General features: G+C 64.7%; 17 protein-coding genes. 10 read left to right on the top strand and 7 right to left on the bottom strand.

The window, feature by feature from the left end; all coding sequences use genetic code 11:
• Positions 1-189 precede the first annotated feature (189 nt).
• Positions 190-639: an SRPBCC domain-containing protein gene (locus tag ACSYDW_RS08590; protein ID WP_438338304.1), complete on the bottom strand. Its 450-nt coding sequence runs from the start codon at positions 637-639 to the stop codon at positions 190-192.
• A 270-nt stretch (positions 640-909) separates the two neighbouring features.
• On the opposite strand from ACSYDW_RS08590, the gene ACSYDW_RS08585 reads away from it, so the two are divergent.
• Both ACSYDW_RS08585 and ACSYDW_RS08580 read left to right on the top strand, forming a co-directional pair.
• A complete protein-coding gene (locus ACSYDW_RS08585; protein ID WP_438338303.1) occupies positions 910-1,452 on the top strand; it encodes a GNAT family N-acetyltransferase in 543 nt (180 codons plus the stop codon).
• 110 nt (positions 1,453-1,562) lie between these two features.
• Entirely contained in the window at positions 1,563-2,444 is an 882-nt protein-coding gene (locus ACSYDW_RS08580) for a hypothetical protein (RefSeq protein WP_438338302.1), read from the top strand.
• 147 nt (positions 2,445-2,591) lie between these two features.
• On the opposite strand, the gene ACSYDW_RS08575 is transcribed toward ACSYDW_RS08580, so the two are convergent.
• Positions 2,592-3,065 (bottom strand): hypothetical protein, encoded by a 474-nt coding sequence (locus ACSYDW_RS08575; RefSeq protein WP_438338301.1) that lies wholly within the window; start codon positions 3,063-3,065, stop codon positions 2,592-2,594.
• Positions 3,066-3,312: 247 nt separating this feature from the next.
• Here ACSYDW_RS08575 and ACSYDW_RS08570 point away from each other — a divergent pair, with 247 nt between their 5' ends.
• Positions 3,313-3,780 (top strand): hypothetical protein, encoded by a 468-nt coding sequence (locus ACSYDW_RS08570; RefSeq protein ID WP_438338300.1) that lies wholly within the window; start codon positions 3,313-3,315, stop codon positions 3,778-3,780.
• A gap of 206 nt (positions 3,781-3,986) precedes the next feature.
• Here the strand turns inward: ACSYDW_RS08570 and ACSYDW_RS08565 are convergent, their stop codons facing one another.
• Positions 3,987-4,508, bottom strand: coding sequence for a hypothetical protein (locus tag ACSYDW_RS08565; RefSeq protein WP_438338299.1), 522 nt, complete (start codon positions 4,506-4,508; stop codon positions 3,987-3,989).
• 99 nt (positions 4,509-4,607) lie between these two features.
• On the opposite strand from ACSYDW_RS08565, the gene ACSYDW_RS08560 reads away from it, so the two are divergent.
• Both ACSYDW_RS08560 and ACSYDW_RS08555 read left to right on the top strand, forming a co-directional pair.
• Positions 4,608-5,090: a hypothetical protein gene (locus ACSYDW_RS08560; RefSeq protein WP_438338298.1), complete on the top strand. Its 483-nt coding sequence runs from the start codon at positions 4,608-4,610 to the stop codon at positions 5,088-5,090.
• A 143-nt stretch (positions 5,091-5,233) separates the two neighbouring features.
• Positions 5,234-5,860, top strand: coding sequence for a hypothetical protein (locus tag ACSYDW_RS08555; RefSeq protein WP_438338297.1), 627 nt, complete (start codon positions 5,234-5,236; stop codon positions 5,858-5,860).
• A 60-nt stretch (positions 5,861-5,920) separates the two neighbouring features.
• Here the strand turns inward: ACSYDW_RS08555 and ACSYDW_RS08550 are convergent, their stop codons facing one another.
• A complete protein-coding gene (locus tag ACSYDW_RS08550; RefSeq protein WP_438338296.1) occupies positions 5,921-6,346 on the bottom strand; it encodes a hypothetical protein in 426 nt (141 codons plus the stop codon).
• Between the two features lie 261 nt (positions 6,347-6,607).
• On the bottom strand, positions 6,608-8,128 hold the full coding sequence (locus tag ACSYDW_RS08545) for a PucR family transcriptional regulator (protein WP_438338295.1): 1,521 nt from the start codon (positions 8,126-8,128) through the stop codon (positions 6,608-6,610).
• Positions 8,129-8,303: 175 nt separating this feature from the next.
• Between ACSYDW_RS08545 and ACSYDW_RS08540 the strand changes: the two genes are divergently transcribed.
• The 4 genes from ACSYDW_RS08540 (at position 8,304) to ACSYDW_RS08525 (ending at position 13,086) form a co-directional block, all read left to right on the top strand.
• The gene (locus tag ACSYDW_RS08540) at positions 8,304-9,707 is read left to right on the top strand and encodes an MFS transporter (RefSeq protein ID WP_438338294.1); all 1,404 of its coding nucleotides are present in this window, start codon (positions 8,304-8,306) and stop codon (positions 9,705-9,707) included.
• Positions 9,704-10,702 (top strand): agmatinase, encoded by a 999-nt coding sequence (gene speB / locus ACSYDW_RS08535; RefSeq protein ID WP_438338293.1) that lies wholly within the window; start codon positions 9,704-9,706, stop codon positions 10,700-10,702. Before ACSYDW_RS08540 ends, speB begins: the two co-directional genes overlap by 4 nt.
• A 201-nt stretch (positions 10,703-10,903) precedes the next feature.
• The gene (locus ACSYDW_RS08530) at positions 10,904-12,154 is read left to right on the top strand and encodes a CaiB/BaiF CoA transferase family protein (protein WP_438338292.1); all 1,251 of its coding nucleotides are present in this window, start codon (positions 10,904-10,906) and stop codon (positions 12,152-12,154) included.
• The gene (locus tag ACSYDW_RS08525; protein WP_438338291.1) at positions 12,151-13,086 is read left to right on the top strand and encodes a hydroxymethylglutaryl-CoA lyase-like TIM-barrel protein; all 936 of its coding nucleotides are present in this window, start codon (positions 12,151-12,153) and stop codon (positions 13,084-13,086) included. Before ACSYDW_RS08530 ends, ACSYDW_RS08525 begins: the two co-directional genes overlap by 4 nt.
• Positions 13,087-13,513: 427 nt before the next feature.
• Here the strand turns inward: ACSYDW_RS08525 and ACSYDW_RS08520 are convergent, their stop codons facing one another.
• Positions 13,514-14,734 carry a hypothetical protein gene (locus ACSYDW_RS08520; protein WP_438338290.1) on the bottom strand — a complete coding sequence of 407 codons (1,221 nt, stop codon included), beginning with the start codon at positions 14,732-14,734 and terminating at the stop codon, positions 13,514-13,516.
• On the bottom strand, positions 14,724-16,277 hold the full coding sequence (gene ffh / locus ACSYDW_RS08515) for a signal recognition particle protein (RefSeq protein WP_438338289.1): 1,554 nt from the start codon (positions 16,275-16,277) through the stop codon (positions 14,724-14,726). Before ffh ends, ACSYDW_RS08520 begins: the two co-directional genes overlap by 11 nt.
• Positions 16,278-16,389: 112 nt before the next feature.
• Between ffh and ACSYDW_RS08510 the strand changes: the two genes are divergently transcribed.
• Complete coding sequence (locus ACSYDW_RS08510) at positions 16,390-17,823, top strand: glucose-6-phosphate dehydrogenase (protein WP_438338288.1); 1,434 nt, start codon at positions 16,390-16,392, stop codon at positions 17,821-17,823.
• Positions 17,824-17,965: the final 142 nt, after the last annotated feature.

The following is a 17,965-nucleotide window of genomic DNA, read 5'->3' as shown; positions in this document are numbered from 1 at the left end:
ATGCAGCTTTTTATGACGACTTCGACCACAGCAACATAGCTAGAACTGACTTTGGCCTAATCCCACTAATCGACCTCAAGCCACCACCCATAGGTGCGGAATTGGGCCAACCAGACCTTGACCGCGTCCCGTAGGGAGTCCCCGTAAAGACGTTTCTCTGGACGGCCGGCTTACGCGCGGTAGAAGCGACTAATCGGTTAGAACGAACTCTTCGAGCTGATTCAGTGCTTTTGCGTGACCGTTTCGGTTGCCCTCGATCATACCGTCACCGACGAATGAGGTGACTTGGCTCGTGAGCTGCACCTCGGTTGCATCGCCGTTGACGGCGAAACCCCATGTGACCACGCCCGAGCTCAGTGGCTGCTCGGCGGTCGTCACGGTCTCGGTATACACAACAAGCGATTGGGGCACGATGAGAACGTAGTCAACGATGTTGATAAAATCGAGCGATTTCGGCGGGCCGCAGCGGTAGCGATCGCGACCGCCAACCTCGAACGCTGCTTGTTCGTAGACCATCGCTTCGCCCGAAGGAACGCTCCACCGTGCACGCTGAATCGGATCAGCGAATGCTCCCCAAACCCTCGATAGCTCGGCATCAATTGTTTTCGTAAACTTCAGGGTTTCGTGAACGATAGACATTCCAGCTCCTCGGCGACGGTGTATCCCAATGTTGCCATTGACGACCGACTTGCGCGACGTTTTGGTCCTAGTCCAATCCGAATGCACCCTTTCCTCGCTGGCACCGCCAGTCAAACCCGCTCCGCAAAAGTTGGAACGGATATAGGTGCGGGGCATCAGGTGATCGATTCGGTTGAGTAGTCGTCCCGGCCACGGTTCGACTTACGGGCAGGTATCAGCGTCGTGACCATCGGCAACGCGAAGTCATAGGCTCGAACCATAGATAAAGTCATGCAAGTACGACGGCGCGTCGACCTCACGGCAGCGGAACTTGATGCCATCGAGAACCCCTTCGACAACGAGTACAGGAACGAATTCGGCGCCTGGAACCCGGATGTGCCATACGGCTATTCGCCCGCCGACACCCACGTACTGGCCTTCCACGGGCAAGCGCTGGCTGCACACGTCGCCTTCCAACGCCGTCAGATCTCCGTCGGCTCCCAGGAAATCCTGGTGGCTGGCACGGGTGGCGTCTTGGTCGATGAACGATATCGCGGCACGGGTCTCGGTGGGAGAACGCTGCGACACGCCCAAACCGTGATGCGTGATGAAACCGGCGTCGATTTTGGCTTTCACGGGTGCCGAAGGGAAATCGTGCCGATCTACGAGTCGGCGGGGTGGGTCCAGGTCCACGCCGTGGAACGGTGCTTGTCCCGCCTCGACCAGACGTCCGTCGTAGTGTCCGAGGGCGGGTCGAACCTCGTCTGTTCCGCCAAGCGTCACGCGAGCCAGTGGGCGCAAGGCGACATCGATCTTCGTGGCACGCCCCGGTGATCGAATCGCCCCGTTGGGCATTCCGCAATAAGCGAGAATAGATGTTGGGCATGGGGTATTGCGCAGTTCCTGGCACGGCCTAGGACAAGCCCGGTTTGGAAGCTTGATCCATGGCCGGTCTACGGGCAGTCCACGGTGTCGTTGGTATTCCGCTCTTGCCGGCGTTTGGACAACTTGCTCAGTGCGAAGGTGGCGACGAGCCCAAGGACAACCGTTACGGTCCAACGAATCAGCATCGAAATATCTGTGTACATGTCCAATGCGATGTTTGCGGCAAGGGTGAGAACGATACTCGCGATGACGATCAGGTTGGGACGCATGAATTTGAGGATGTCAGGTCAACCAAGTTGGGGTTAACTAGGACCGCCCACAGAAGGATCGGCCATCGGGCGGGCGCGCTGCAACGACCGACCAAATACGGGCTGTGCCATACTGGCGAAATGGACACGCCGCATATCTCCATCTCGTCAATCATGGCGCGGTGGAACCCCACCGATCAGGCCGTGGATCTTGTCGTTGACGGGCGCACTGTCATCGACATAGTCGACCCACAAAAACAATGGGGCGTTTCTCCGTTTGCACGCCGGTTCCGGCGCGGTGCGGCGCGCGGGTGGTTGGCTGAGTATCGCGGGGTGTTCGGCGATCGCGACGAGAGGCTTACAGGCGACGAACTGGAAATCGCAGTATGTCGGGCGTGCGGCGATCTGGGTTGCGGCAATCTGGCAGTCGATGTCGAGATGGCTGCCGACACCGTCGCTTGGAGCCATCCTCATTGGGCAGGAGACGACGACGAAGACGACGACGAGCCCGATGCCAACGATCCAGAATCACTCTTGCCACAGGTATTGGTATTCAATCGAGTCGAGTACGAGGCCGCGCTGGTAGACACGGAGCGGTTCGTCACTCGCGCCGGGTGGTATCGAGCGATACCAGAAGCCGCCGTGTGGCCAGATTGGCTACGCAACCGATTCACAAGGTCGTGGGATAAATAGGTCCTTGCGCGCTGGCTCGCGGACGTCCCGATAGTGGCAAGTAGCACCATATGCCTGTGAGCCCGTCTCGTAGAACGTTCCCTACCGCGCTGTGCTTCCCCGTTTTCCACCAATGCCCATAAGGAAACATTTACCGCGCTGGATCAACTATTTTGTGGCGAAAATGGTGATCCAGGTTTGCGTGTCTGCCTCGACCTTGACTTCTACCGAATGATCCTTCGCGGGTTCATCCAACGTATAAAGGGCACTACCTACTGCTTCCAGCGAGCATTCACCATTGCTCCAGGCGGGTTCGGGTTGAACGATTGCGGTTTCCCAGCCGCCAGCGCCGGTACAAGCCACTGTCGTGCCCACCTGCTTGTATCCCTCGGGGAGGCTACCGACGTGAATAGTTGAGGGTCCTGTGCCGCTATGTTGTTTCAGAACCAACCCCTGCGTTGCAGTGCCTTCAACATTGGATTTCTGTTGCTCGAAAATCTTCGCGTTGTCTTGGCTCGACTCGGTATTCGACGGTTCTGGCGTCGGGACAGGTGCTTGGTCCCCGCTCGTGCACCCCGATAAGACAAAAGTAGACAGCACTACGGTTGCCAGCAGGGTCATCGTGTTCTTCTTGTTCTCCATTTGCCGAGCCTAGCCTTCAATCTCCGGAGATTGAATTCAATACATGACCATGTCAAGGCAGCAATTACATAATTAAGCACTCGATACCTGACAAGCTGGCTGGTTCAGGCCATCCCGTAGGAGGTTCCCCATACGGTAGAGGTCGGTGGCGCAGGATATCCGCGGCCACGTATTGCCACGATGCCGGGCACTATGGATGTACGAGCAACTAAGATCTTCGTATCCTCAACCTGGGGGCCATGAATGCTTGCTGAATCTGGAGGTAGTAGCAATGTTTGGTGGTAGCCGCAGATGGTCGCCTAGGCGTGGAAACACGACGGCCACTTTTCACCGGCAAGAGACACTTGAGATCGATTTCGACTGGCCGGACTGGTCCGAAGCAGAGACCATCCAATCAGAGCCCCAGCTGATGTGCACTTATGTCGATAACATGCAGCTGCAAACGCTCGTGTTCTCAGCAGTTGGATTGCAGCAGGCCGTGCTCGATTCCAGCGGAGGCCTACTGTGGGGTACCTGGGTGATTCCTGCCTGGACCGAAACGACATCCTCCACACTCGAGGACAAGATGCGCCAGCTGATCTCTGACCTTCACAGTCGGGCCCATGCCATCGATGATTTCTATCAGTCCCTGGAAATCCTCGGTGCGATGGAGAACTCACCACGCGGGGAGATCCTGCTCAGCGCCAGTGAGAAACCGTACCTGCAGGCGTTGTAGCCCCGGTCAAGGTTCCCGGTGGAACTCCGTCGATGTGTGGGATTAGCTCCGCCATGCTGGTTCCGAGGCCCCGTCTGCCGACTGTCATATGGGACACACGAGTCCCTATCCGGACAAATCTCCGACAGGACGCCGCCGAGACTCAATTGAGGCGCGATACATCTGTTCGTCACGAGATGCGTTCCTCACGGAATACCCGTGATTGCTCAGCTGGAAATTGAATCGGCTTCTTCTATGGCGGCCAGAGCTGAATCTTCCACGCTCAACATCACGCTGCTGTCCCGACGATTGAAGAGGTGTGTGGTAATCGTCCGGCCGTTTGCCTCCCAGATGCAGGGTGGCGTCTCTTCGTTGTCCCACGGATGGTCCGGTTTTCCGAAGAGTTCGGTGAGTTGCATCCGCAGTTTGTTGAATCCGCTTTGCGCAGCTGGATCCCCGGATTCTTGAGTGCCGTAGAGGTGGACTGACATACCTAGGAACTCCTTGTTATAGGTGTCCCATGAGCCAGGCGTATGTCCGCCGAGGCCGATATCCAGCTCAGTCATCTGGTGGGGTGATTCTTCGTTCTCCTGCTCGTACCGGCTCCCTGATTTGAATCCTAGGTTCGCGAATAGATTTTCGCGTTCTTCATCGGACCGTGGCCAAGGTTCTTCAACCAATTTCTTGACGAGCTCCGCCACGGTGTCAGGCGCGGGATTCAATTCCAATACGGGTTCAGTCTCGGACATAGTGTGAGCTTACCTCGCAAGAATGGAGACATAGCCGTTTTCCGGGGTTGGAGCCGTAGGGCCCGAAGCGCATCTTTTGGGTGGCGCTAGGGTGGTCACATGATGACAGTTGTTTCAGCCCCCGGGGATCTCGTTGTTGCAACCAATGATGGCGTGGAAGTGCGGTTTGCCGGCATCGAGTCGATTGCCCAGGTTCCGGTCGTTTCTGCCGAATGGCTGGGGAGAAAGGGCATCAGGCTCTACTTTCAAGGGATTCGTAGTCATGAGACCCGGCAACGCGACTTTCGCCACGAAGAGCAAATGGTGCAATGGGTAAACCTGAGGAAACGTGATGGGGAGGAGGCGGGAGACCCGCCTGTGATGCCCGGCCAGCTCGTTCTTGGCCCTGTTGGAGCGGTTATCTCGGACGATGTGGGAACCACTTATCAAATGAGTACCGGGCAAGTCGCCGGGAACGCGACCGAGTGGGAAGCAACCTGGGTATATCTTCCCGAGCCTCCCGAGACAGCGCGGATCCTCACGCTTGAATTCACCCTTGATGGTGAACCAACCGGCAAGGCATGCCAAGTACGATTGGACTGACTCCGGAAAGTGCCCGTTCAGGGTTCCTTCCGGACGTAGCAGAACGGCTCCCGCGGACACGTGGCGCAAGCTGTGACTTCAATCCGCAATAGTTTGCGTTGAAGATCCTCACACCCGGATTGGTGGTGTTAGATGAAAAGATCATGAGTGAATACAAAACCTTGCTCGATCAGGCACAACGCCATTTCAAAGTCCCGAGTTGCCCGAGCGTCTCCGAGGCCATAGCCCTGCTGCAAGGTTTCGGGGCGACAGCCTTCGATTTCGAGACTCACCAAGAAGCCCTGGCGGACGAATTCGTTGACCGGCGGCTTGTGGTCGGTGCCTACACCATCCACGATCCCCGCTTACTCAATGAGCGTGCAACTGCCGAAGAGCTTGAAGTGGCCGAATTACCCTTGGAAGAGTCAGACGAGGACACGGGTATCGAGCACCCTGACGGGAGCGACGAATGGAACAAAATTCAGGACCAACTGAGCAGCCTTCAGCGCCTGATAATTATCATCGAGCACGGAGCGGAAGACCGAAACATGGTTGGCAACTTCCGGGTCCATGGATTCGGTCAGTGGTTGCGTGAATCAATGTGGGCATCCACCGGCGTTCTCCCTCGAGACCCAGGAGCCCCCAGCACGAATTCCGTGCTTTTTGGACGCGCTTTCGAACTTGCAGGTCGAGAGCATTTTCAGGCCGTAGCGATCAAGCAACGCCGCCCACGACGGCTGGCATGGTTCCGCGGCAAAAGCCGGGAAACCTGGAATCCTCCATCTGGATAGCGACCGCCCCAAATGCGGTTCCCCTGCCGAAAGCGAGCAACCGCTGATGCGTCTGGCGGGTCAGTTCACGAAGACGAGTGTGGACCAGGCAACGTCGATCACACACAGGCCGTCGTCGGTCTCACGATAAAAGACGTTTCCCGGGTGGTGGGTGCCGGGCACTGCACCTTCGGGAAGGCCCTCTAGATTGATGCTCCACTGAGGGTCGAGTGCCACTTGGTCGACCCAATACTCGGCGATGAATTCTTCCGGCTCACCCGCCGAAAGCCCTGACCAATCGCCGGGCGTACCGAGATCAGCCACAGAATCCGTACAGACGATGTCTGACTTTTCGCCCGAAGTCAAGTCACTGACAAGCTTCTCGGTCGTTTGAATCACCTTGGCGCCATCGTTTCCCCAGATCATGGTGTCGATTGAGCATCCAGCCAATAGTGCCGAGAGCGCACCCAGTGAAAGTCCGTAAACAGATCTGCGAATCGGTGTCATGCTTCAAACCTACCGCGCACCTGCTTGACCCGCGTGTGACAGCCGAACTCCGATTGTCGTGCCCAGAAGGGGTTCCTCGCGGGCAAACGCTGTCCAGCTTCCATCGTCATCCCGTGATCCGGCGGTCACCTTCATCAGCGAGGCCGCAGCGTGCGGCCTGTTCCGTTTTCTGTAGCGGCCCCCAGATGAACTCCGCACCAAGAAGTTGAATGACCCGAGCCTTGCTGCCGCGCGTATCCGCCACCGCAATCCCGGCGTGTGTCAGGCCCGTTCCCCGCCGGCAAGGTCCGAGGTTTCAAGGGATTCCAGGGCCTGGATTGCCAGCCACAGCTGGGCCACGGAGGCGGTCTCGGCCAGGTCAAGGCCGGTGAGCTCGGAGATCCTGCGGATCCGGTAGATCACGGTTTGCCGGTGTGTGAAGAGTTCCACCGCAGCCTTTTGCGCCGAACGTTGGTTCGACAGGTAGGAGCGCAAGGTTGCCAGCAGGTCGGCACCGTGGGCCCGGTCATGTTCCAGCACCGGGCCGAGCACCCGATGCACCAGCGCCTGTCCGTCTCTGTACCCATTGAGCCCGAACCACGGGGTTTGCTCCGAGTACAGCACGTGCCGTTCCCGGCCGGAGCGCGCCACACCCAGCGCCCACACGGACTCGCGCAGCGCCCGCTGCAGACCGCCGGCACCCACGGGACTGCTCAGGCCAAGCACGTCCTCCGGTTCCAGCACGTGCAGCAGCGACTCGACTGGCGCGTCTGCCGCAACCACCAGGTGGATCCGCTCCCCGGCGTCAACGCAGACGCCGTTCACACCGTGGCGCCACAGTGCGCGGTGCACCTCGGGCAGGTCGAGCCCGGGCCGCGAGGCCATCGAAAGGACCCTGACCCCGTCCTCGGGAAGGGAAAAATCGGCGAGCCGGCGGGCGGCCTCCGCGGCGCCCAACCGGCCGGCGAAGGCCTGCAGCAGGAACTCTCCCCCGGTGCGGTACGTCCCCTCCATTTCCAGCGCCGAGCGCGAGAGTCCCAGCCCCAGCACTGTCGTGGCATGCAGGAGGACCACAGGATCCGGGGCCGCATCATGCTCGGGCAGCACCACCAGCATCGCGTTTTCGTGGGTAGGAACATCGACAAGCAGCAGGGGCTGGTCCCCCGCCTGGCTCCAATGGAAATGGCGCGAACCGCCCGCGGCCTTCCCGCCGGCCTCGGCCACCTGCCCCCGGAGCTCGGCGGGAAGCGCCGTGTCCCCGGGGCGTCGGGGATGCAGGCACCTGCGGTCCACCACGAACAGGCGCGCCGCCAGTTCCCGACCAATGCCGCCCAGCAGCCCGTCCCAGGAATCCCCCGGGACACTCGCCTTGCGCAGCAGGTCGTAGAGGCGGGCCGTTTGTTTGACGCGCCGGGATTCCTCCAGGAGCGCGGCCTCGGCGATGGAGCGGGAGATCGCGATGAACGGCAGGGGGTAGGGAACGTTGAGCAGCGGCAGGGGCAGCGTGTTGCAGGCCTGGAGGAACTCCTCGGTGAAGGCGGGTGCATGCATCTTTTCACCCACGGCAAGTCCGCTGGCGCCTGCGGCGACGAGTGCGCGCGCCAGCTCCACTTGGCCGGCGGAATCGGCAGGGACGGATAGCCCGTTGGTCATCAGCAGCACGCCGCCGGATACCCATTCCCAGAGGCTGGGCAGGTCCGAGGTATGCGACCAGGTAATGGAGTTCCCCAACCCGGCCTCCCCGGCCAAGATTCCCAGGCCAAGGTGCGGCTCGGCCAGAAGCTCTCCCACGGTCATCGACATTCGGCACACCCTCGCAATCTGGTCAACGGCAAACCCATTGAATCCCGGGTTCATACAAATGTCTAGGGTGGTGCTTCAATTGTTGACACCGGTTGATTGATCCAGTGACGTCCGTCACGAATCATTGAGATACAAATCCTCCCGCCCCAGGGCACTGAGAGAAAGAAGGGTCGCCATGAGCTCGTCCGTTCATCTGGTTGATGACGCGCCACTGACCCGTTTCCACAAGAAACTGACAACGTTTTCCTCCGGCGGCCCGTTCATCGACGGCTACGCGCTGTCGATCATCGGCATCGCCTTCATCACGATGACCCCGGCGCTCGACCTGGATCCCTCGGAAATCGGCATGGTCGGCGCGGCCAGCCTGGTCGGCATCTTCTTCGGCGGCGGTGTCTTTGGCTGGGTCACCGACAAGGTCGGCCGCCACACCATGTACATTCTGGACCTGCTGGCCCTGGCCGCCTTCTCCATCCTGAGCGCCTTCTCCACCGACATCTGGCAGCTTGTCATCTGGCGCTTCCTGCTCGGGGTCGCCATCGGCGCCGACTACCCGATCGCCACCTCGCTGCTGGCCGAGTTCCTGCCCAAGAAGCAGCGCGGGCGTCTGCTCGGGGCGACGTTCGTGGTCTGGGCCGTCGGCGCCGCCGCGGCCTTCGCGGTCGGCTACGCCCTGCGCGACGCGGGCCCCGATGCCTGGCGCTACATGCTTGCCAGCCCGGCAATCTTCGCCCTCATCACCCTGCTCTTCCGGCTCGGCACCCCCGAATCCCCGCGCTGGCTCCTCTCCCGTGGCCGGGTCGACGAAGCCCGCGCCATCATCAAGAAGGTCTACGGCCCGCAGTACGACATCGAGTCCCTCGGCGAGGCCACCGAAGGCGGCACCACGCAGGCGAAGTTCACCGACATCTTCAACCGGCGGTTCTGGAAGCGCACGCTCTTCGTCTCGATCTTCTGGACAGCCCAGGTCATCCCGCTCTTCGCGGTCTACACCTTCGCGCCGGACCTGCTGGCCTCCTTCGGCCTGGAAGGGGACGCCAACCTCTACGGCGGCTCGCTGCTGATCTCGCTGATCTTCGTCATCGGCGGCATCCCCGGACTGTGGCTGGTCGAGCGCATCGGCAGGCGCAAGCTGCTGCTCTGGTCCTTCGGCGTCATCGTGGTGGCCCTCGCCGCACCCGCCTTCATCCCCGACGTCGCCCCGCAGACGCTCTTCACCGCCCTGGCAGTGTTCGCACTGGCCTCCGGCGCCTCCAGCTTCCTGGAGGTCGTGTACCCCAACGAGCTCTTCCCCACCGAAATCCGCGCCACCGCGGTCGGGTTCGGCACGGCCATCAGCCGCATCGGATCCGCAGCCAGCACCTACCTCATGCCGGTGGCCATCATCTCCTTCGGTGCCTCCGGTGCACTGCTGATCGGCGCCGGAATCTCCCTGGTCGGGCTGGTCGCCACGCTCCTGCTGGCACCCGAAACCGCCAACCGCAGCCTCTCCGAAACCACCTCTCACGGCGCCCTTCCCGACGCCGGCGAATCCACCCACCGAGCCCCATCCACGGCCACAGCAGAAGGAACCCCCTCATGAGCACCCACCAGCCGATCGGCCCCGTCGACGCCACCAAGGTCCCCCGTTTTGCGGGCCTGGGCACCTTCGCCCGGCTCCCCCAGATCGACGCAGTCCCCGACTACGACATCGCGATCCTCGGGGTCCCCTTCGACGGCGGCACCTCCTTCCGCCCCGGCGCACGCTTCGCCCCGTCCGCCGTCCGCGAGGCCTCCCGGCTGCTGCGCCCGGGCTACCACGTCGAACTCGACGTCACCCCCGTGGAAGCCGTCCAGGTCGTGGACGCCGGCGACATTGCCTGCACCCCGTACAACATCACCCGCGCGATCGAGCAGATCGAGGAACAGGCGCTCCCGTTGCTGGCCAAGGACAAGCGCGTGATCGCCATCGGCGGCGACCACACCATCGCCCTTCCGATGCTGCGGGCCGTCAACAAGGTCCACGGGCCGGTGGCGCTGCTGCACTTCGACGCCCACCTTGACACCTGGGACACCTACTTCGACGAGCCCGTCACCCACGGAACCATGTTCCGCCGGGCTTTCGAGGAGGGCCTGCTGCTCGAGGACAAGTCGATGCACGTGGGCATCCGCGGCCCGGTCTACGACCAGGACGACTTCCTGCGCGACCACGAGTTCGGCTTCCAGATCATCCGCAGCACCGACATCGACGAGATCGGCGTCCCCGCAGCGATCCAGAAGGTCCGGGACCGCCTGGGCGACACCCCGGTCTACCTGTCGGTCGACATCGACGTCTTGGACCCGGCATTCGCCCCGGGCACCGGCACCCCGGAAATGGGCGGCCTGCACTCCCGCGAGCTGCTGCGCCTGATCCGCGGCCTGAACGGCATCAACATCGTGGGCGCCGACGTCGTCGAGGTCGCACCGGCCTACGACCACGCGGATGTCACCTCGCTGGCCGCCGCCACGCTGGTCTTCGACATGATGGGCCTGATGGTCAACGGCCCGGCGGACTTCGCCCGGGCCGGCGAGGACGAGCTGGAAGGCGCCGCGGTCTAGGCCCGCCAGCATTTCCGAAGGCGTGCCGTCGGTCCCCTGCATGGGGCCTGCGGCACGCCTTCGGCGCGTTCCCGCCATCAAGGACGACACGGAAGCGGGCGCAGGACCGCGGCAGGACGGCTGGCCGGTAACCTAGGAACGGTCGCGGCACCCCGGGACCTGCAGGACCCCAACCGCCCCGAACCCCGTGAGGAACCATCCATGACCCAGGCACCTCCCGCCCCGCTCCGGGGCGTGCGCGTCCTCGAGCTGGGCAACTACATTGCCGCGCCGACCGCCGCACGGCTGCTGGCAGACTTCGGGGCCGAAGTGATCAAGGTGGAGCGGCCGGGCACCGGCGACGAGCTGCGCAACTGGCGCCTGCAGGAGGGAACCACCTCCATGCTCTACCGGACCATCAACCGCAACAAGAAGTCGGTGGTGCTGGACCTGCGCACCGATGCCGGCCGGCAGGCCGTGCTGGAGCTCGCCGCGAAGTCGGACATCCTGCTGGAGAACTTCCGCCCGGGCACGCTGGAGAAGTGGGGGCTCGGTCCCGAGGTGCTCAACGAGGTGAACCCGGAGCTGGTGATCACCCGGATCTCCGGGTTCGGGCAGACGGGCCCGATGTCGGGGCGGCCCGGGTTCGCGGCGGTGGCCGAATCCTACGGTGGGCTGCGCAACCTGGTCGGGGACCCGGACCGCGCCCCGGTGCGCGTTGGCGTCTCGATCGGCGATTCCATCGCGGGTCTCTACGCGGCCTTCGGGTCCGTCATGTCCCTCTTCCAGCGCGAGGCGCGCAAGGCCGCCGGGGGAACGGGTGTGGCCCTGCCGGAGCGGATCATCGACGTGGCCCTGAACGAGTCGGTGTTCTCGATGATGGAGTCCCTGGTCCCGGACTACGAGGCCTACGGCGTGCTGCGCGAACGCACCGGCGGGCGCATGGAGGGCATCGCCCCGTCGAACGCCTACGTGTGCGGCGACGGCGCCAGCATCGTGGTGGCCGGCAACGGGGACTCGATCTTCCAGCGCTACATGGACACCATCGAGCGCCCGGACCTGGGCGCGGACCCCGGCCTGCAGACCAACGCCGGGCGCTGGGAGCGGCGGGAGGAACTCGATGCCGCCATCGGCCAGTGGGCCGCGCGGCGCCCCGCGGCCGAGGCACTTGGCGCCTTGGCGGACGCCGGAGTCCCGGCCGGCCCGATCTACACGGCCGCCGACATCCTCGCCGACGAACAGTACGCGGCACGGAACATGATCCAGAGGTTCGACGTCTCCACCGGCGCGAAGGTGCTGCCCGGCATCGGCTTCCCGGGTATCGTCCCGGTCATCGGCGGGCAATCCCTGCCCATCCGCAACCTCGGCCCGGACCTGGGCGAACACACCGAGGAAGTCCTCGGCGGCCTGCTGGGAATGGACGCGGCGCGGATCGATGCCGCCACCGGCCGCACGGACGGGGAGCAGGCATGAGCCACACCCTTGAACCGCACGCCGAACTGCGCGACGTCACGCTGCGCGACGGCCTGCAGCTGACCGGAAAAACACTGTCCGCCGAACGGAAGGTCCGGGTGGTGCGGGAGCTGCTGCGCCTGGGCGTGCCGGCCATCGAACTGGGCTCGATGGCCCGCGCCGACCTGGTCCCGACCATGGCCAACACCCTCGAGGTCGTCCGGGCCTTGGGCGCCGAAGAGCTGGAGAAGTGCTGGATCTGGGTGGCGACCCCCGGCCACGTGGCAAAGGCCGCCGCGGCCGGCGCCCGGAACTTCCAGTACTGCCTCTCCGCCTCCGATGCCCACAACCTCGCAAACATCGGCCGCACCACCGATGCCAGCCTGGCCGCGCTGCCCGAGGCCGTGGAACTCGCCCGGGCCGCCGGCGGGCAGATCCAGCTGTGCATCGCCACGTCCTTCACCTGCCCCTTCGAGGGGCCGGTGCCCGAGGAACGCGTGCTGTGGATCGCGAACGACCCGCGGGCCGAGGGCTGCAGCGACATCGTCATCTGCGACACCCTGGGCCAGGCCGTTCCGGCGCAGGTATCCAGCCTGGTGGGCCGGGTGCGCGGGGAGTCCCCGGCCCGCCGAATCGCCTACCACGGGCACGACACCTGGGGCCTGGGCGTGGCGAACACGCTGGCCGCCATCGCAGCCGGGGCCACCCTGGTGGACGGCGCGCTGGGCGGGCTCGGCGGCTGCCCGTTCGCCCCGGGGGCCAGCGGCAACACCTCCACCGAAGACATCCTCTTTGCCACCCGCCCCGGCTGGCTGGACCCGGAGGGCTTCGCCGGCCTGGTGCGGCTCTCGGAGTCGCTACTGGCGGAACTGGGCGAGCCCAACAGGTCCCGGGCCGCCCAAGGCGCCCGCTCCAGGGCGGCCGCCTTCGAATGGGTCATCGACCCGGACTAAGGATGCCCGCCGGCGGAACTTTCCGTGCGGTGGTCCTTTAGCCTCTGGCGTTCCGCGCCCCGCTGTGCCTACCCTCGAAGGGAATCTTGCGGAAAGGCCTGGAACCCCCAGGGGTCGCTCATCGGTCGTCGGCATCCACACAAACGCCGTGGATGCCCGATCCACACCACGGGACCGGTTTCCGGTCCCCACAGGCACCACAGCCGGTGCAATCCGGGCGCGCGTTGAAGCGCCGTGAAAGGACATGGGTCATTGGTGGTCCGGCTACCGACGTGACGGCAACACGAAATGCCCGCACAATTTTTTCGACCGGTGACCGGACCTGCCCGCAAGATTCCGCAAAAGGCAGTGGCCCGGATGCACGCGCATCCGAGCCACTGTCCTACCTGTTGACATCAATGGGGGCTTCCTGTCGGCGGCGCGCCGCTCAGGAGCGCTTGGCGCGCCGCGCGCGAAGCAGCCGTACCAAGCCGAAGATGGAATTGCCCACCGAGTTCACGACGCCTCCGGCCACGATGACGATCAGCAGCCAGCGCGGGATCCACGGATTGTTCCAGTCCGTGAGCAGGATGACCAAGGCAAAGAAGGCGGCTTCCGCCAACCCCCAGGCCAGCTGCTTGGACGGCTTCCAGGCAAACACGTTGAAGAACTTCTTCCAGCCCGTGGCCTCCCGTGTGTCGGCCGCCATGACGGCGGCCATCGACCCCGTGAACCCGCGAGGTGCAACATCCACCGCGGACTCGGGGACCGGGGTCCCGGCCAGGTAGTCGGCCAGGTTGGCGGGCCTCCCGAAGACCCGCAGCACTCCCTTGACGGCCTCGAGGCTTCCGCTGCCGGTCAGGGCCTCGCCCAGCCGGCGGATTTCCTCGGCGCCGACACCGAACTCCCGCAGCTCGGCGATGGCCTCGGTGTCCGGTTGGGACCATTGGCGCTTCAGGAACTCCGTGGCCTTGGCCGCCGGGGTGCCCTCCGCAGCCTCCAGCGCCGGCTCCACGGCCACCGACCAGCCGTGGCCGAATGCGGGATAGCCGTGCAGCTTCCGGCTCTGGCCCTCGAACCAGAAGACCATGGAGAAACGCGGGCCCGTGCGGCTGAGCATGATCGCGGGGAACACGGAACGCGAAAGAATGATTTCGGGCATGTAGCCCTCGTGCACGGCAACGCTCAGGTCCCCGTCGGCGAAGTACTTCCAGGCGGTCTTGGTGACCCCGGCGAACGCCGCCACCTCGGATTCCGGGAAAGTCCCCAGGAGCACCGAGCGCCCGGCATGCATGTCTTCCAGCCGCGGGTCCTCCACCGGTTCCCCGCCTTCGGCGTCGACGCCGTCGAAGTCGGCGTAGAGCGCCCCGGTGCCGCGCTTGAGGGCTATGGCAAACCCCTCGATCTGCTGGCCCAGGCTGGTGTTTCCGTCCGCATCGGCCATGACGATGTAGCCGTCGGGGTTCACGGCGATGGCCACTTCGACAACGCTGAGTTCGCCCCAGGCCACGGGCGTGGCCAGCAGCGAGAGGCACCGGCGTTCGGTCAGCAGCTGCCGCACCCGCGCATGCGGGATGATCCCGGTCCGCTCCTCGAAGATCAATGCCAAGGAGGCGACCAGCATCTCGGGCCGGTCGCCTCCGGGGCTCCCCTCGGGGTTACTTGCCAAGGAACTTCTCGAACCCCTTGGGCAGGTTCATGTCGGCCGGGTTGAATTCCTTGTTGCCCGCACCGAAGGCCGCGCCGCGCGGGGCCTTCTTGGCGGCCGCGGCGGCCGCCTCCAGCTGGGCTGCCTTGGCCGGGTTGCCGAACTTCTGCTTCTTCTTGTTCGAGCCCTTGGCGGCTGCCTTGCGGGCACCGCCGCGGCCGCCGGGCATGCCCGGGATGGCGCCGCCGGAGGCCAGCTTCTTCATCATCTTCTGGGCCTCGCCGAAGCGCTCGAGCATCTGGTTGACCTCGGAGACGTGCACGCCCGAGCCCTTGGCGATGCGGGCGCGGCGCGAGCCGTTGATGATCTTCGGGGCCACGCGCTCGTGCGGGGTCATCGAGCGGACGATGGCCTCGATGCGGTCCATCTGCGACTCGTCGAACTGCTCGAGCTGCTGGCGGGAGATCTGCGCACCGGGCATCATGCCCAGGATCTTCTTCATCGACCCCATCTTGCGGATCTGCGCCATCTGCATGAGGAAGTCATCGAGCGTGAAGTCTTCCTGGTCGGCGAACTTCTTCGCCATGCGCTCGGCTTCGCCCTTGTCCCAGTTGGCCTCGGCCTGCTCGATCAGGGTGAGGATGTCGCCCATGTCCAGGATGCGGGAGGCCATGCGGTCCGGGTGGAAGATCTCGAAGTCGTCGAGGTTCTCGCCGGTGGAGGCGAACATGACGGGCTTGCCGGTCACCGAGGCGACGGAGAGCGCGGCGCCGCCGCGGGCGTCGCCGTCGAGCTTGGTCAGCACCACGCCGGTGAGGTCGACGGCGTCGTTGAACGCCTGGGCGGTGTTGACCGCGTCCTGGCCGATCATGGCGTCGATGACGAAGAGGACCTCGTCCGGGTTGACGGCGGCGCGGATGTTCGCGGCCTGCTCCATCATCTCGGCGTCGATGCCCAGGCGGCCGGCGGTGTCGACGATGACCACGTCGTGCAGCTTGGTGCGGGCCTCGGCCACGCCGTCGCGGGCCACGGCCACCGGGTCGCCGGTGGCTGCCTCGAACTCGGAGGACACGCCCGGGTGCGGTGCGTACACCGGCACGCCGGCGCGTTCGCCGTTGACCTGCAGCTGCTTGACGGCGTTGGGGCGCTGGAGGTCGCACGCGACGAGCAGCGGGGTGTGGCCCTGGGCCTTGAGGTGCTTGGCCAGCTTGCCGGCCAGCGTGGTCTTGCCGGCGCCCTGCAGGCCCGCGAGCATGATGACCGTCGGCGGGACCTTGGCCAGGTTCAGTCGGCGGGTCTCCCCGCCCAGGATGCCGACGAGTTCCTCGTTGACGATCTTGACGATCTGCTGGCCCGGGTTCAGCGAGGCCGAGACCTCTTCGCCCAGGGCGCGCTCCTTGACCTGCGCCACGAAGGCGCGCACCACGGGGACGGCGACGTCGGCGTCCAGCAGGGCGCGGCGGATCTCGCGGACTGTGCCGTCGATGTCGGCCTCGGACAGCCTGCCCTTGCCTCGGAGGTTCTTGAAGGTGGATGTCAGGCGATCGGAGAGTGAATTGAACACGTGCCGTGCACTTCTTTCGTGGTGGGATCAGGCGCGGTCTTACCGCTGGACTCAACTTCCAAGATTACCAACTTCGCGGGCCCCATGCTGCCGGACATGGCAGTCTAGTGGTGTGAAACTTGATTCGGGCACCGCGGAAACCATCCATGTACGCACATTGCTGATCCTCGGGGCCTCCGGGGACCTGACCGGGAGGCTGCTGCTGCCGGGCCTCGCGCGGCTGATCGGATCCGGCCGGGCGCCGGGGATCGCGCTGGCCGGGGCCGGCGCGCCGGGGTACTCCCCCGGGCAATGGGCCGAGCGCGTGAGAACCGTGTGCGAGGCAGCCATGGAGCACGCGACGGAGGCCGGGCGCGCCCAGCTGCGCGAGGTCATCGAGACCACCAGCTACGCCGAGCTCGATGTCACGGCCCCCGGCGAACTCGCCGCACTGGTCGGCACCCTCCAGGGCCCGGTGGCCCTGTACTTCGCACTGCCCCCGGCCGTCAGCCAGAAGGCCTGCGAGGTGCTGGAGCCCGGCGAGCTGCCCGAGACCACGCTGCTGGTCATGGAGAAGCCGTTCGGCTCCAACGAGGAATCGGCCCGCGACCTGAACCGCACGCTGATCCGCCTGGTGCCCGAGCAGAACATCCACCGCGTCGACCACTTCCTGGGCAAGGGCACGGTGTTCAACATCCTGGGCCTGCGCTTTGCGAACCGCCTGCTCGAGCCCCTGTTCACCGCGGAGCACGTGGCCAGGATCGAGATCTTCTACGACGAGGAGCTCGCCCTGGAGGGACGGGCCGGCTACTACGACAGGGCCGGCGCGCTGCGCGACATGATCCAGTCCCACCTGCTGCAGGTGCTCGGGCTGCTGGCTATGAACGCCCCGGCGACCCTCTACGAGCGCGATGTGCGCGACCACCTGGGTTCCGTGCTGCGCGCCACGGCGCTGGCCGGCACACCGCAGGAGGCAACTCGCCGGGCCCGCTACACCGCGGGGACCTCCAAGGGCCGCACCGTGCCGGACTACGCCTCGGAGGCCGGCGTCGATCCCGCGGCCGGGACCGAGACGCTGGCCGAGGTCACGCTGAACATCAACAACTCGCGCTGGGCGGGTGTCCCGTTCATCCTGCGCGCCGGCAAGGCGTTGGGCCGGGTGCGCAAGGAGGCGATCGTGACCTTCCGCCCGGTCTCCCACCTGCCCACCGGATTCAAGGGGACCGACGAGCCGACGACGCTGCGGATCGGGTTCGGGCCCGACACCCTGGAACTGGACCTGGACGTCAACGGGCCGGGCGACCTGTACACGCTTGACCGGGTAACGCTCGGTGCGGAACTGAACTCCCCGGATCTGCTCCCCTACGGCGAAGTGCTGCTCGGGGTGCTCTCGGGCGATCCGACGCTGTCGGTGCGCGGGGACACGGCCGAGGAATGCTGGCGGATCGTGGACCCGATCCTTGCCGCATGGGCGGCGAACGAGGTCCCGCTCGAGGAGTACGCGGCCGGCGGGAGCGGTCCGGCCGGCTGGGCGACAAACTGCAAACTGCCACCGGCACACGCGTAGGCGCGGTACCAACGGAATCCAACGACCAACCCAGGAGTTCGTCTTGCAGGCATCCACGTCGACGGCAAGGGCTGAAGGTGCCTCGCGATCCGCACCTGCCAACGCGCGATGCGCCATGATGTACATGCCTCTGCACCCGCGA

It is taken from the genome of Paeniglutamicibacter selenitireducens (genome assembly GCF_051550675.1).
In the GTDB taxonomy this organism is placed as follows: Bacteria; Actinomycetota; Actinomycetes; order Actinomycetales; family Micrococcaceae; genus Paeniglutamicibacter.
This window is presented reverse-complemented; position numbering and strand designations above follow the sequence as displayed.